Origin of the sequence: Paraburkholderia yinzeri, assembly GCF_046581065.1 — a bacterium.
Lineage (GTDB): Bacteria > Pseudomonadota > Gammaproteobacteria > Burkholderiales > Burkholderiaceae > Paraburkholderia.
The window spans coordinates 2619614-2634372 of the sequence record NZ_JBFOCJ010000001.1; the positions used below are offsets into that span (position 1 = coordinate 2619614).

10 protein-coding genes are annotated in these 14759 nt (G+C 66.8%); 9 read left to right on the forward strand and 1 reads right to left on the reverse strand.

Going from position 1 to position 14759, the window contains the following annotated elements:
- The first annotated feature begins 164 nt into the window (after nt 1-164).
- The 3 genes from WJ542_RS12530 to WJ542_RS12540 all read left to right on the forward strand — a co-directional run bounded on the left by WJ542_RS12530 (nt 165) and on the right by WJ542_RS12540 (nt 6018).
- Nucleotides 165-1298: an efflux RND transporter periplasmic adaptor subunit gene (locus WJ542_RS12530; RefSeq protein WP_411190545.1), complete on the forward strand. Its 1134-nt coding sequence runs from the start codon at nt 165-167 to the stop codon at nt 1296-1298.
- A complete protein-coding gene (locus tag WJ542_RS12535) occupies nt 1295-4423 on the forward strand; it encodes an efflux RND transporter permease subunit (protein WP_411189597.1) in 3129 nt (1042 codons plus the stop codon). Before WJ542_RS12530 ends, WJ542_RS12535 begins: the two co-directional genes overlap by 4 nt.
- Nucleotides 4424-4518: 95 nt before the next feature.
- Nucleotides 4519-6018: an efflux transporter outer membrane subunit gene (locus WJ542_RS12540; protein WP_411190546.1), complete on the forward strand. Its 1500-nt coding sequence runs from the start codon at nt 4519-4521 to the stop codon at nt 6016-6018.
- A gap of 94 nt (nt 6019-6112) precedes the next feature.
- Here WJ542_RS12540 and WJ542_RS12545 read toward each other — a convergent pair whose 3' ends face one another.
- Entirely contained in the window at nt 6113-8629 is a 2517-nt protein-coding gene (locus WJ542_RS12545) for a penicillin-binding protein 1A (RefSeq protein ID WP_411189598.1), read from the reverse strand.
- Nucleotides 8630-9255: 626 nt separating this feature from the next.
- On the opposite strand from WJ542_RS12545, the gene WJ542_RS12550 reads away from it, so the two are divergent.
- The 6 genes from WJ542_RS12550 (at nt 9256) to WJ542_RS12575 (ending at nt 14748) form a co-directional block, all read left to right on the forward strand.
- Nucleotides 9256-9918: a hypothetical protein gene (locus WJ542_RS12550; RefSeq protein ID WP_411189599.1), complete on the forward strand. Its 663-nt coding sequence runs from the start codon at nt 9256-9258 to the stop codon at nt 9916-9918.
- 387 nt (nt 9919-10305) lie between these two features.
- Complete coding sequence (locus WJ542_RS12555) at nt 10306-10986, forward strand: PspA/IM30 family protein (protein ID WP_411189600.1); 681 nt, start codon at nt 10306-10308, stop codon at nt 10984-10986.
- Between the two features lie 113 nt (nt 10987-11099).
- A complete protein-coding gene (locus tag WJ542_RS12560; RefSeq protein ID WP_411189601.1) occupies nt 11100-12269 on the forward strand; it encodes a tetratricopeptide repeat protein in 1170 nt (389 codons plus the stop codon).
- Nucleotides 12270-12394: 125 nt separating this feature from the next.
- Nucleotides 12395-13882 (forward strand): flavin-containing monooxygenase, encoded by a 1488-nt coding sequence (locus WJ542_RS12565; protein ID WP_411189602.1) that lies wholly within the window; start codon nt 12395-12397, stop codon nt 13880-13882.
- A gap of 175 nt (nt 13883-14057) precedes the next feature.
- Entirely contained in the window at nt 14058-14423 is a 366-nt protein-coding gene (locus tag WJ542_RS12570; RefSeq protein WP_411189603.1) for a type II toxin-antitoxin system RelE/ParE family toxin, read from the forward strand.
- Entirely contained in the window at nt 14416-14748 is a 333-nt protein-coding gene (locus tag WJ542_RS12575) for a helix-turn-helix domain-containing protein (protein WP_411189604.1), read from the forward strand. The genes WJ542_RS12570 and WJ542_RS12575 overlap by 8 nt, the downstream gene beginning before the upstream one ends.
- Nucleotides 14749-14759 lie beyond the last annotated feature (11 nt).

The window sequence follows — 14759 nt, forward strand, 5'->3', positions numbered from 1 at the left end:
GATATCTGGCACGCATGCTGTAACTGAATCCCGTGTGCGCGAGCGCGAAGCGGGTCCGGCCTCGCCCGCATCATGCGGTGCGCCGCGCCAGTCCCGTATCTCGCCCGCGCCCCTGGCAAATCGAGGTCCATGTGAATCGTCGCGGTCGTGGCGCATCGGGCAGGATGCGCATGCAGTCCAGTGGGTCATCCGGGCGCTGGCGTCGCCTCGCCGGTCTCCTCTCGCTATGCGGCGCCGCCGCGCTCGCGGCCTGCGGCAAGGAAGCCCCGCCGCCCGAGGCGCCGCGCCCCGTCGTCTCCATGACCGTCCATCCCGATGGAGCCGGCCCACAGGCCAGCTATCCCGGCGATATCGAAGCCCGCTATTCGACGCCGCTCTCCTTCCGCGTGGCCGGCAAGATCGTCGAGCGCAGCGTGCGTCTCGGCGACACCGTCAAACCGGGCCAGGTCGTCGCGCGCCTCGATCCGTCCGACTTCGAGAAAAACGCGGCCAGCGCCGCCGCGCAACTCGCGGCCGCCCAGCACAACTACGCCTACGCGAAGCAGCAGCTCGATCGCGATACGGCCCAGGCCGCCGCCAATCTCATTGCCCGCGCGCAGTTCGAGCAGACGCAGAACGCTTACGCCTCGGCTGTGGCGCAGCGCGATCAGGCGCAACAGCAGCTCGCGCTCGCCGAGGACCAGCGCCGCTACGCGCAGCTCGTCGCCGATCACGCGGGTGTCATTACCGCCGAAAACGCCGACACGGGCCAGAACGTGCAATCCGGCCAGGCCGTCTATCAGCTCGCGTGGTCGGGTGACGTAGACGTGGTTTGCGATCTGCCCGAAACCGCCGTCGCCGGCCTCGCCGTCGGCGAGAACGCCCAGGTGAGCCTGCCGGCGCTGCCCGACCGGCCGTACACGGCGCAGATCCGCGAGATCGCCGCCGCTGCCGATCCGCAGAGCCGCACCTGGCGCGTGAAACTCACACTGGCCAATCCGGACGCTTCCGTGCGCCTCGGCATGACGGCCAACGTCGCGATCGCGGCAAGCCGGGCGGCCACGGGCGGCACCTTCACGATACCGGCCACCGCGCTCTTTCACGACGGCGACGCACCGGCGCTCTGGATCGTCCATCAGCCCGACAACGTGCTGCAACTGCACCGCGTGGCGGTCTCGCGCTACGACGCCCGCACGATTACCGTGACGAGCGGCCTCGCCGATGGCGACCGGATCGTGCTGCAAGGCGTCCACACCGTCACCTCGGGCGAGAAAGTGCACCCGGTGCCGCCGCTCCATCCCGAGGATTTCGCGTCATGAGCCGGGTTCCAGCCTCCGATCACGAGGAGGGACGCTTCAACCTGTCGGCGTGGGCGTTGCGGCATCAGGCCCTGGTGATTTTCGTCATCGCGCTCGCGACGATCTTCGGCGCCCTCTCCTACACACATCTTTCGCAGTCCGAAGATCCGCCGTTCACGTTCCGCGTGATGGTGATCCAGACCTTCTGGCCCGGCGCGACCGCACGCCAGGTCGAGGACCAGGTGACCACGCGCATCGGCCGCAAGCTGCAGGAAACGCCTTATATCGACTTCCTGCGCAGCTATTCGCGTCCCGGCGAGTCGCTCGTGTTCTTCACGATGAAGGACTCGGCGCCCGTGAGCGAGGTACAGCCCACCTGGTACCAGGTGCGCAAGAAAGTGGGCGACATCGCCGCGACGCTGCCGCCCGGCGTGCAGGGACCATTCTTCAACGACGAGTTCGGCGACGTCTACACGAACATCTACGCGCTCGAAGGCGACGGCTTCTCCCCGGCGCAGTTGCACGACTACGCCGACAAGCTGCGCGAAGAGCTGCTGCGTGTGCCCGACGTCGGCAAGGTCGATTACTTCGGCGACCCGAATCAGCGCATTTACATCGAGATCCCGAACACGCAACTCACGCGCCTCGGCATTTCGCCCACGCAGCTCGGTCAGATCATCGGCGCGCAGAACAGCGTCTCGCCCGCGGGCACGCTGACCACGGCCGACGACCGCGTCTTCGTGCGCCCGAGCGGGCAGTACGAGAACTTGCAGGCGCTGGCCGATACGCTGATCCGCGTGAACGGCCATAGCTTCCGCCTGGGCGACATCGCCACGATCCGGCGCGGCTACGACGACCCGCCCGCCACGCAGATGCGCTTCGAAGGCAACGCCGTGCTCGGCATCGGTCTCACGATGCAGCCCGGCGGCGACGTGATCCGCCTCGGCAAGGCGCTCGACGCGCGCGTCGCGCAACTGCGCGCCGGGCTGCCTGCGGGCCTGAGGCTTGTCGAGGTGTCGAGCATGCCGCACGCGGTCTCGCATTCGGTGGACGACTTCGTCGAGGCGGTCGCCGAAGCCGTCGGCATCGTGCTGCTCGTGAGCCTCGTCTCGCTGGGCGTGCGCACCGGCATGGTGGTCGTCATCACGATCCCCATCGTGCTCGCCGTGACTGCGCTCGTGATGTATCTCTTCGACATCGGCCTGCACAAGGTCTCGCTCGGCACGCTCGTGCTCGCGCTCGGCCTGCTCGTGGACGACGCCATCATCTCGGTCGAAATGATGGCCGTGAAGCTCGCCCAAGGCTGGAGCCGCACGCGCGCCGCCGCCTTCGCGTACACGAGCACCGCTTTCCCGATGCTCACGGGCACGCTCGTCACCGTCGCGGGTTTTTTGCCCATCGTGCTCGCGAAGTCGAGCACCGGCGAATATACGCGCTCGATCTTCCAGGTCTCCGCGATCGCGCTGATCGCCTCGTGGTTCGCGGCCGTCGTGCTGATCCCGCTGCTCGGCTACCGGCTGCTGCCCGAGCGCGAGCGCGCAGCCCACGAGCCCGACGGGCACGAACACGATATTTACGACACGCGTTTCTATCACCGGCTGCGGCGCTGGATCGGCTGGTGCATCCAGTATCGCTTCGTCGTGCTCGCGCTCACGATCGCGCTGTTCCTGGTCGCCCTCCTCGGCTTCACGCTCGTGCCGCAGCAGTTCTTCCCGAGCTCCGACCGGCCCGAACTGCTCATGGATGTGCGCCTGCCCGAGGGCGCCTCGTTCGACGCCACGCTGCGCGAAACCCGCCGCCTCGAAGCCGCGCTCAAGGGCCGCGCCGAAATCGATCATGCGATCGACTTCGTCGGCACCGGCGCACCGCGCTTCTATCTGCCGCTCGACCAGCAGTTGCAGCAGCCGAACTTCGCGCAGTTCGTCATCACGGCGAAGTCGATCAAGGACCGCGAAAAGCTCGCCACGTGGCTCGAAACGAAGCTGCGCAACGACTTCCCCGCCGTGCGCACGCGCCTTTCGCGCCTGGAGAACGGACCGCCCGTGGGCTATCCCGTGCAGTTCCGCGTGAGCGGCGACGACATCGCCACGGTGCGCGCTATCGCGGAGCGCGTCGCCGCGACGATGCGCGACGATGCGCGCACCGACAACGTCAACTTCGACTGGGACGAGCCCGCCGAACGGTCGCTGCATTTCGAGATCGACCAGCAAAAGGCGCGCGCGCTGAACGTCTCGTCGGAAGACGTCGCCAACTTCCTGCAGATGACGCTCTCGGGCTACACCGTCACGCAGTACCGCGAGCGCGACAAGCTCATCAGCGTCGATCTGCGCGCGCCCACGGCCGAGCGCGTCGATCCCGCCCACCTGCTGACGCTCGCCATGCCGACGCCCAACGGACCGGTGCCGCTCGGCTCGCTCGGTCATCTCGCGAACGACCTCGAATACGGCGTGATCTGGTCGCGCGACCGGCAGCCCACCATCACCGTGCAGTCCGACGTGAAGGCCGGTGCGCAAGGCATCGACGTGACGCACGAGGTCGAGAAGCAGCTCGCGCCGATCCGCGCTTCGCTGCCCACGGGCTATCGCATCGAGGTAGGCGGCTCCGTGGAGGAAAGCGCAAAAGGCCAGGCGTCGATCTTCGTGCAGTTGCCTATCCTCGCCATCGCCGTGCTCACGCTGTTGATGATCCAGTTGCAGAGCCTCTCGCGCGTGATGATGGTCGTGCTGACCGCGCCGCTCGGACTGATCGGCGTCGTGCTCACGCTGCTGCTGTTTCACGAACCGTTCGGCTTCGTCGCGATGCTCGGCGTGATTGCGATGTTCGGCATCATCATGCGCAACTCGGTGATCCTCGTGGATCAGATCGAGCAGGACATCCGCGAAGGACACAAGCGCTTCGACGCCATCGTCGGCGCGACGGTGCGGCGGTTCCGGCCCATCACGCTGACGGCAGCGGCCGCCGTGCTCGCGCTGATCCCGCTGTTGAGCTCGAACTTCTTCGGGCCGATGGCCAGCGCACTGATGGGCGGGATCACAAGCGCGACCGTGCTCACCCTGTTCTATCTCCCGGCGCTTTATGCCGCCGCGTTCCGCGTGCGCAGCAGCGAGACCGGTGAAGCGGGCTCCGACGTGGAGAATGCATCATGAGTGCCCCGAACCCGTTAGTCATGCCAATCGATTGCAACGCGGCACCGCATCCTGAGTCGCGCAAGCGGCGCCCGGCACTGCGTGCCGGCGTAGGAATGACCGCGCTCGCCGCACTGAGTCTGGCCGGCTGCGCATGGGGGCCGAGCGGCGCGGCGCCCGCGATGCCGCAACCCGCCCACTACGGTGCGGATCCCCAGCCGGCGCAGACGGTTGCCGCGCAAGGCGTGGCGCAACAGTTCGTCGAGGGCGCGCAGTCGGTGCCGCAATGGTGGACGCTGTACCGCTCCGACGCGCTGGATGCCCTCGTCGAGGAAGGACTGCGCAACAGCCCGAACCTTGCCGCCGCCGACCACAGCCTGCAGGCCGCACGGGAGCAACTGCGCGGCCAGATCGGCAGTTCGATGCTGCCCACCGTCGACGCGCTCGGCACGGCGCAGCGCCAGCGCGTGCCCGGCATCCCGCCGCTCGGCATCGACAAGCTTCAGTACGACATCTTCGCGGGCGTCGTCGAGGTGCGCTATTCGTTCGACCTGTTCGGCGCGACGCGGCTAAGCAACGCCGCGCAGGCCTCGCGCGTGAACGTGCAGGCATTCCAGTTCGAAGCGGCGCAACGCGCGCTCGCCGCGAACATTGTCGCGGCGGCGCTCGGCGCGGCTATGCTGCACGCCGAAATCGACACGACCGAACAACTGGTCGCGCTCGCCAATGCGCAAGCCGACGATACGGCGAAGCGTTACGCGCTCGGCGCGGTCTCGCATACCGACCTGCTGAACGCGCAGCAAAGCGCAGCCTCGATCGCGACCAACCTGCCGGTGCTGCGCCAGCAACTGAGCACGACCCGCCACGCGCTCGCTGTCCTGCTCGGCCGCACGCCCGACGCGGCACCGCCCGACCTCGACCTCGCGAGCCTCACGCTGCCCGCGCAGGTGCCGGTACTGGTGCCGTCCGATCTGCTGAAGTCGCGCCCCGACATCGAGGCCGCCGACGCGACGCTCAGGGCCGCCGCCGCTGACGTGGGCGCCGCGACCGCGCAGATGTTCCCGAGCATCACGCTTTCGGCAGGCCTCGGCCAGGCGGGGTTCTCGTGGCCCATGGCGACGTCGGGCGTCGGCGCGCTGTGGGCCATCGGCGCCTCGCTCACGCAGCCGATCTTCCATGGCGGCGAGCTCGTCGCGCAGCGGCGCGCGGCGCTGCAGACGTACGACGCCGCCAACGCCTCGTACCGCCAGACGGTGCTCGCGGCATTCCAGAACGTCGCCGATCAGTTGGCCTCGCTCGAACACGATGCGCAAGCGCTCGACTCGGCCAGCGCTTCCGCGCACGCCTCGGAGGGTGTGTACGACGAAACGAACGCGCGCTACCGCCTTGGCGCGGTACCTTACTACGCCGTGCGGCAGAGCGAACAGCAATGGCGCAATGCGCGCCTCGACGAGATCCGCTATCGCGGGCAGCGGCTTTCGGATACGGCGGCACTGTTCCAGGCGATGGGCAATCCGCCGACAGCGACCGCGGCGAATACGGCCACCGCCACGCGGGCTTCCACGCAGCCGGCCGCGAAGTCGGACGCGCCGCCGCCCACGCCTCCAGAGGATTAAGGCCGGCCGGCGGCGCGACATGACGTGCCGCCCAAAGCAACACGGCGCGCCCATCGGGGCGCGCCGTGCCGTCAACCGCCGAACCGCAATATCACTACTTGTTCGACTCGAACAGATTCATGATCTGCTGCTTCTCGCTCGAGCTCACATCGGGCGGCGTCATCCCGCCCGCGCCCACGCCGCCCACGGCATCGCTCGCGTTGCTCGCACCGCCCGGCGCGCCGGCCGAATCGAGGCCGATGCTCGCCACGAAACCGCTGCCCGGCGTCATGTCGCTGTAGTACAGCTCGTCGCCGATCGTCGTCAGGCCCTCGGGCATCGACGGCTCCTGCTGCGGCACGCCTTGCAGCGCCCGGCCCATGTAGTCCACCCAGATCGGCAGCGCAAGCTGCGCGCCGAATTCGCGGCTGCCGAGACTCTTCGGCTGGTCGTAGCCCATCCACGCCACGGCCACGAGCGAGCGCTGATAGCCCGCGAACCAGCCGTCCTTCGCGTCGTTGGTCGTACCGGTCTTGCCCTGCAGGTCGTCGCGATGCAGGACGTTGGTGCCCGCGCCCGTGCCCGACGTCGCCACCGAATGCAGCAGGCTGTTCATGACGTACGCGTTGCGCGCCGGGATCGTCTGCGGGGCGTTCTGGCCCGCGACGAGCGGCTGCGCGCGCAGGATCGGCTGGCCGCGCGCGTCGTCGACTTCGGCGATCAGATACGGGTTGATGCGATAGCCGCCGTTGGCGAACACGCTATAGGCGCTCGCCGACTGCAGCGGCGTGACGAGACCCGCGCCAAGCGCCATCGGCAGATACGGCGGCGTCTTGTCCGCGTCGAAACCGAAACGCTGCGTCACGTAGTCCTGTGCGTACTTCGTGCCGATGTACGACAGAATGCGGATCGACACGAGATTCTTCGACTTTTCGAGCGCGAGACGCATCGGCATCGGACCGTCGGGCTGATCGTCGTCCTTCGGCTCCCACGCGTCGCCGCCCGGCGTGCTCGGCGGGAAGTAGAGCGGCGCATCGTTGATGATGGTCGCCGGTCCGAGACCCTTCTCCAGCGAAGCCGAATAGATGAACGGCTTGAAGCTCGAACCGGGCTGGCGCCACGCCTGCGTCACGTGGTTGAACTTGTTCTTGTTGAAGTCGAACCCGCCGATCAGCGCGCGGATGGCGCCGTCCTGCGGCGTGAGCGAAACGAGCGCGCCTTCCACCTGCGGCAGTTGCGTAATCTCCCAGTCGCCCTTCGCGTTCGCGACCACGCGCACGATCGAACCCTCGCGGATGCGCAGCGCCTGCGACGCGCGCGGCGACAGCGCGGCCGCCACGAAGCGCAAGCCGTCGCCGCTCACCGTGACCGTGGTGCCGTCGAGCAACTGGGCCTTGACGGCCTTCGGGTTCGCTTCGGTCACGACCGCGGCGACGATCTCGCCGTTGTCGGGGTGGTCGGTGAGCGCGTCCTCGATGGCCTGGTCGCGGTCGTCGCCTTCGGGCGGCAGTTGCACGAAACCCTCCGGCCCGCGATAGCCGTGGCGGCGCTCGTAGGCCATCACGCCCTTGCGCACCGCGTCGTAGGCCGCTTCCTGGTCTGCCGAATCGATCGTGGTCGTCACCGTGAGGCCGCGCGTATAGGTCTCGTCCTTGTACTGCGCGTACATCATCTGGCGCACCATTTCGGCGATGTACTCGGCGTGCACGCTGTACTCGTTGCCGGCCGTCCTCGTGCGCAGCGGTTCCTTGATCGCTTCGTCGTACTGATCCTGGGTGATGTAGCCAAGATCGAGCATGCGCTTGAGGATGTATTCCTGGCGGATCTTCGCGCGGTGCGGATTGACGATCGGGTTATACGCCGACGGCGCCTTCGGCAGGCCTGCGAGCATCGCCGCTTCGGCAACCGTGATGTCCTTCAGGTTCTTGCCGAAGTACACGCGCGCCGCCGCGGAAAAGCCGTAGGCGCGCTCGCCCAGATAGATCTGGTTCATATACAGCTCGAGGATCTGATCCTTCGTGAGCGCCCGCTCGATCTTGTACGCAAGCAGCATTTCGTAGATCTTGCGCGTATAGGTCTTCTCGCTGGAGAGGAAGAAGTTGCGCGCCACCTGCATCGTGATCGTGCTCGCGCCCTGCGAGGCGCCGCCATGCATCAGGTCGGCAAAACCCGCGCGCAGGATGCCGATGAAGTCCACGCCGCCGTGCTCGTAGAAGCGGTAGTCCTCGATTGCGAGAACGGCTTTCTTCTGTATGTCGGGGATGTCCTGGAAGCGCACGAGTTGCCGGCGCTCCTCGCCGAACTCGCCGATCAGCACGTGGTCGGCCGTATAGATGCGCAGCGGCACCTTCGGCTGATAGTTCGTGAGCGCATCGAGCGACGGCAGTTGCGGCTCCATCACGACGAGCCCGTAGCCGACGATCAGCGCGCCGACGACGAGCAGCGTCGCGATCAGGCCGAAGAACCCCAGCACGATCGAGCCCAAGATCGAGCGGCGCCGCCGGCCGCCGTCGCGCGGCGCGTCGCGGCGGTCCGGCTGGTCCGGCCCGCGCGGCGGGGATCCGTTGTTGAAGGAAGGTTCCCGATCGTCGCTCGGGAAATGCGGGGAAGACGGTCGTTTAATGATAGGCATGACTGGAATGATTGGCGCGTCTGCCGCGCACCCGGCTGCGCGCGGCTTGCGCGCGCAAGGATCGTGATCATGGCGTCATGGCGCCAATTCGGCATGCGGCAGGACCGGCTCACGCCGGCCGTCGCAACGCGACCGGCAACGCCCCCGTCCGGTCGCGCGACGCGCGGTGCAGCGCACCATCGCGCAGGGTAACAGCGCATTCTAAAGAATTCCGCGCACGCCCGGACGGGGATTTTTTGTAAAAAATTCTCAAAGGACGCTTTCGAACGGCTTTCCCTACGCGGCCTACCCCGCTTTCCCGCACAAAAGACGGCTCTTTGCGCCAATTGCAACGTCCTTCGCAGAAGTTGTCGCGTCGGCGCGGCAAGGCACGTCAGAAAGCGGAAACGAGCGCGACGCGACCGGAATATTCTTGCGCGGCGCCGCGCTGCCGCGTGCGCATGCAGTCGTTGCGCATCCGCCGCTTGGCCGTATGATGGATGAACTGCTGCACGCCCCGCCCGGCCCGATACGCCCCGATACGCGATACGCGGCCGTCATCGAATAGTCACGCGCGAGCGGCCGGATGGCCGCCGCCCGGACGGGACCCGAGGTCAACCGTTGCCGACCCCTACAGCCAGCCGATCATGAACAAGCCCAGCGAACGCATCGTCGTCTTCGTCACGCCCGCGCAAAAGCGCGCCATCGCGGCCACGGCCGACGAACTCGGCATCAGCGTCAGCGAACTGATGCGCCGGGCCGTGATCGCTTTCAGCGCCACCAGCGACCAGGTGAAGGCCGCGAGCATCGTGGATCGCCTGAACGCACCGCGCGAACCCGATGCGCTTGCGCAAGTGCTGCGCCGGGCGGCGAAGCCGCAGCGCCAGAGCCGCGGCAGCCCTCTGCGCCTCGCTCCCGCTCCGACGGCGGCCGATGCCGAGGCGCTTGCCATACGCGAAGACACGGAAGCCGCTGCGCAGGACGACGCGGCGCACGATGCCGGCGCGCTGCGCCATGCTGCGAATGGCGCCTCGCCCGAGGAATTCGTGGAAGCCTCCGCTGTAGCAGCCGCGGACGCCCAGATCGGCAACGCCGCGCGCGAAATTGGCCAGGCCATCGCGCGCCTCGCCGCCGAAGCGGAGGATGCCGAAGCACCGCTTGCCGGCGCCGCCGGCCTCGAAGAGGTCGAACCGATGCAATCGCTGGGCGGCCCGTCGCCGTTCGCGCGCACGACCCATCCGCACGGCGACGCCGACGCTCGCCACGACGGACAAAACGGCGGCGCACCCGAAGACGGCAAGTTTGCGTGACCTCGCGTGACGAACGCAACGAGCGCAACAAAGCGTCCCGCTCCGGCCTGAGCCTGCGCGGAGCCGCCGGCCCTTTAAGTCCCTTTTAAGCGACCCCTGGTGTAATATCCGCGAGCGATGGCGCCGGGCGGCGCTTGCGGGAGTACAGGCAATGACTTCGCCCGTTTCGATTGCCCACTTGCAATCGGCAAAGGCGCCCCGATTTGCGCGCTGCATGCCCGGTGTGCGCAAAGCGGCGTAAGCTGGAAACAGCGCTGAAACAGGCACTGGAAGCAGCACGGACCACGACCGCAGGCGACTGCGAATCGGCCCCACGCCGCTCGACGCAAAACGCGCATGCGTGCATCTCGGCCCATCGCGGCCGATCTCAATTCACGGAGGTAATTCATGTCGCTTTTTGACTCCATTTCGCGCACGCTCAAGGGCCTCTTGAACGACGCCGCCGATTCGGTGCAAGACCCGTCGCGCGACGCCCGCCAGATCGTGCGCGAACTCGACGACAGCATCGCGAAAGCGGAGAACGCGCTCGTCGAGATCCAGGCACAGGTCGCGACGCAGCAAAGCAAGCGCGACGTGGCCGCCGACAAGGCGAAGAAATACGAAGACGGCGCGAAGCGCGCGCTGCAGTCGGGCGACGAAGCGCTTGCACGCGAGGCGCTCGGCGCCCAGAGCACGGCCGAAGCGGAGCGCGACGCGCTCGCCGCGGAACTCGCGAAGCTCGAACCGTCGGTCGATCAACTGAAGCAGCAGATCGACGACATGCGCCAGCGCCGCAACGACCTGAACGCGCGCTCGAACATCCTGCAGGCGAAGCAGCAGATCGCCCAGGCGAAGGACGTCGCCGCCACGGCGCTTGGCGGCATCGGCGGGAAGAATCTCTCCGCCGACTTCGACAAGCTCGAGGACAAGGTCTCGCTCTCCAACGCCCGCTCCGACGCGCGCCTGAACTCGGCCGACACCGCAAGCGGCAAGGCGCTCGAGGACAAGCTCGCGGCGCTGAACAAGGGTCCTTCGGTGGACGAGCGCCTCGAAGCGCTGAAAAAGCAGTTGAACACGCCGGCGCAATAACGCGCCAGCGTGGCCGGAAGCGGCCGCGCGTCATGCTCGTGCAACTCACGCGCGCGCCGCATCCTCGTTCCGATCGTCATGGAGACGGGCGTCCAATCCGCCCGGCTTGCAACATGAAAAAGTATTTCGTCGCTGCCCTCGCCTCGCTTGCGCTCGTGAGCGGCGCCGCCTTCGCGGTGCCGAGCGCCCAGCAGATCGATTCCGCCATCTCGCAGGGCGACTGGCAACGCGCGGATGCGGGCCTCGTCGAGGTCCTGCAGGCGCACCCGAACAACGCACATGCGCATTACCTCTATGCGCAGGTGCTCGACCGCGAAGGCCGCTACGCCGACGCGCTCACCCAGGTCGAGCAGGCGAAGTCGCTCGACCCGCAGTTGCGTTTCACCACGCCGCAGCACTACGCCCAGGTCGAAGCGAAGATCCGCGCCGATGCCGCGCGTGCCAGCACGACCACGAGCAGCCGCGCCGACAATGCTTTCGCGCAGCCGGCCCAGGCGGTCGCGCCGGTGCCGCAGCGTCATGGTCCGGGCATGGGCGCGTGGATCGGCATTGCTATCTTGCTGGTCGGCATCGCGCTCGTGCTGCGCTGGACGTTGCGGCGCGCGAAGTCGAACGAAGACGCGAAAGCCGGCGGCGATCGCCGCGATCAACTCAAGCGCGCAACCGACCTGCTCAACGCGGTGCGCTCGCTGAAGCTCGACGTACGGCTCTCGACGGCGCCGGGCCATGACTTGCTCGAAAAAGAAGTCGAAGGACTCGAAACGCAGTTGCGCGGCCTCGTCGAAACGCTCTCGAACAGCACCACTCCGGTAGCGCCATATCAGGTCGAGGATCTCGGACGCCAGTTCGAAAGCCTCAAGGCGCGCGCCGAAGGCCGACCCGACCCGAACGCCCAGCCTGCCGCTGCCTCGCCCTACGGCTATGGGAGCGACTCGCCCTATGCGCGCGAAGCCGATGCCGCCTTCGGCCGTCAGCCGCAGATGCCGTATCCGCCTCAACAACCGCCGCAAGTCATCGTGCAGCAGGGCGGCGGCGGGATGGGCGGCATGGGCGGGTTGCTGACCGGCGTGCTGCTGGGCGAAGCGTTGAACCAGGGCCGTGACCGCGTGATCGAGCGCGACGTCTACGTGGACGACGATGGCCGCAGAATCCCGCGCGATGACAGCGGAAACGGCGGCGGCAACGGCGTGGACCTCGGTCAGGGTTCCAATGACTGGGACGACGGTTCCGGCGGCGGCGTCGACCTCGGCAGCAATGACTCGGATGACTGGGGCAACTCTTGAGCGCTGGATGCACCCACTCCGTCTAAAAGCGCACGACAGAGTTCACAACAACGGGCTCCTCGCGGGGCCCGTTTTTCATCGAAGCGCGGCGCGCATTGCACACCGCCCTCGCAAGGAAGCCGCACATGGCAACTCAGGCTGACACGGCGCCGCGTATCGCCATCGTCGGCAGCGGCTTTGCCGGAATCGGCATGGCGATCCGCCTGCGGCGCATGGGCCTCGACTCGTTCACGATCTACGAAGCGGCCGCGGACCTCGGCGGCACCTGGCGCGATAACGCGTACCCGGGCGTCGCCTGCGATATTCCTTCGCACCTCTACTCATTTTCTTTCGAGCCCAATCCCAACTGGACGCGTGCGTTCGCACCCCAGCGGGAAATTCTCGATTATCTGCGCCACTGTGCTCGCAAATACGACGTCGAGCGATTCATCGAATATCGTTCGCACGTGAGGGCCGCGCGCTTCGACGAAACGGATGGCGTGTGGAACATCGAGATCGACCAGCACGGCTCGACGCACACCATCGTGGCGGATCTGCTGATTGCTGCGAATGGCGCGCTTTCGCGCCCTGCGCTGCCCGATCTCGCCGGACTCGAACGTTTCGAGGGCACGCTCTTTCATTCGGCGCGCTGGGACCACGGCTACGACCTCGAAGGCAAGCGCGTAGGCGTGATCGGCACCGGCGCAAGCACGATCCAGTTCGTACCGCATATCCAGCCTCATGTGGCGCAGCTCGCGGTGTTCCAGCGCACCGCGCCGTGGATCATGCCGCGGCGCGATCACGCGATCGGCGAGCGCAAGCGCGCGCTCTACCGCCGCGTGCCGTTCGCGCAGCGCGTGGCGCGTGCCGCCGTGTACTGCCAGCACGAAACGCGGGCGCTCGGCTTCATTGTCAATCTGCGGCTGCTCGAAGCACCCATGAAGTTCGCGCGCGGCTATCTCGCGCGCAAGATCGAAGACTCCGCCCTGCGCGCGAAGCTCGCACCGGACTATCTGCTCGGCTGCAAGCGCGTGCTGCTCTCGTCCGACTACTATCCGGCAATTGCGCAGCCCAACGTCGAGCTCGTCACCGACGCGATCCGCGAAGTGGTCGCCGACGGCATCGTCACGGCGGACGGCACGCACCGCCCGTTCGACGCGATCATCTGCGGCACCGGCTTTCAGGTCAACGACGTCGATGCGCCCTTTCGCGTGACCGGCGCGGACGGCGCGGATCTCGGCGAAGCGTGGCGGCGCGACGGGCCGGAGGCCTACCTTGGCGCGACCGTCGCGGGCTTTCCCAATCTCTTTCTGATCGTCGGTCCCAATACCGGACTTGGACACAACTCGATGATCTACATGATCGAGTCGCAGGTGCGCTATATCGCCGACTGCATCCGCGCGCTGCAACGCCGCGGCGCGCGAACGATGAGCGTGCGGCCCGAAGTCCAGCGCGCGTTCAACGACACGCTGCAGCGGATGCTCACGCGCACCGTCTGGCAATCGGGTTGCCACAGTTGGTATCAAACGCGGCGTGGCAAGAACACGTCGCTATGGCCGGGCTTCACCTTCGATTTCCGGCGCAGGACGCGGCGTGTGCGCGAAAGCGATTATGAGTTTGGGGGGAGCGTGTAGGTCGGCTACTGCGCTAGCCGCTATGCATCCGAGGATGCGCACCTCGGCAGAAGATTTCTTGATCTGCCCACGGTAGAAGGTAAGGCATCCCGCCCGCACTTCACGCGAAATGGGACCATTAGCCCCTGGTAACGTAAGCCTGCCTTGGGCCGCGTACTCGCCCAAGCCGCAGGCGATGAGCCGCCCGAAACATAGCAAATTTGCTAATATTATGTTTTGGACGATCACCTATTATTCAGCCCGGGTGCGGGATGAAGTTGCAGACCTCCCTGCTGGTATCCTCGCCAGCTATCTGCGCCTTCTAGAGACAATGGAAGTCCACGGCGCGAACCTGCGCATGCCGCACTCTCGATCTATGGGTGAAGGCCTGTTCGAACTGCGACCGCGTGGACCGGAGGGTATCGGACGAGTCTTCTATTGCACCCAGGTGGGCAAGCAGATCGTGGTGCTGCACTCCTTCGTCAAGAAGACGCAGGAAACGCCTGCCGGCGAACTGCGCGTCGCCCGCAAACGTATGATGGAGGTACGAAACCATGGCTAAAACTCGACCGGTACCGGCAGCCGAAGATCGCTATCACCCCGTTCCCCACGACAAGGCATTCCGCGACCGGCTAGTGGCAAAACCCGGCGTGAAGGCAGCATACGAAGCGCTCGAAGAAGAATTCACTGCGCTTGACGCCTTGCTCACCGCTCGCAGGGAGGCGGGGCTTACGCAGGCCCAGATCGCCGAGCGCATGGGCACCACGGCTTCGGCAATTTCGCGGCTCGAAGCATCGCTATCGAGCGAAAGGCACTCGCCGTCGTTGTCGACGCTGAGAAAGTACGCGGCTGCATGCGGGAAGAAGCTCGTTATTTCCTTTGCCTGAGCCGCGCGCTG

Coding starts and splice junctions, on each gene's coding strand:
- WJ542_RS12535 (WP_411189597.1), top strand. CDS start 1,295: ATGAGCCGGGTTCCAGCCTCCGATCACGAGGAGGGACGCTTCAACCTG.
- WJ542_RS12560 (WP_411189601.1), top strand. CDS start 11,100: ATGAAAAAGTATTTCGTCGCTGCCCTCGCCTCGCTTGCGCTCGTGAGC.
- WJ542_RS12550 (WP_411189599.1), top strand. CDS start 9,256: ATGAACAAGCCCAGCGAACGCATCGTCGTCTTCGTCACGCCCGCGCAA.
- WJ542_RS12565 (WP_411189602.1), top strand. CDS start 12,395: ATGGCAACTCAGGCTGACACGGCGCCGCGTATCGCCATCGTCGGCAGC.
- WJ542_RS12555 (WP_411189600.1), top strand. CDS start 10,306: ATGTCGCTTTTTGACTCCATTTCGCGCACGCTCAAGGGCCTCTTGAAC.
- WJ542_RS12545 (WP_411189598.1), bottom strand. CDS start 8,629: ATGCCTATCATTAAACGACCGTCTTCCCCGCATTTCCCGAGCGACGAT.
- WJ542_RS12570 (WP_411189603.1), top strand. CDS start 14,058: ATGAGCCGCCCGAAACATAGCAAATTTGCTAATATTATGTTTTGGACG.
- WJ542_RS12540 (WP_411190546.1), top strand. CDS start 4,519: ATGACCGCGCTCGCCGCACTGAGTCTGGCCGGCTGCGCATGGGGGCCG.
- WJ542_RS12575 (WP_411189604.1), top strand. CDS start 14,416: ATGGCTAAAACTCGACCGGTACCGGCAGCCGAAGATCGCTATCACCCC.
- WJ542_RS12530 (WP_411190545.1), top strand. CDS start 165: ATGCGCATGCAGTCCAGTGGGTCATCCGGGCGCTGGCGTCGCCTCGCC.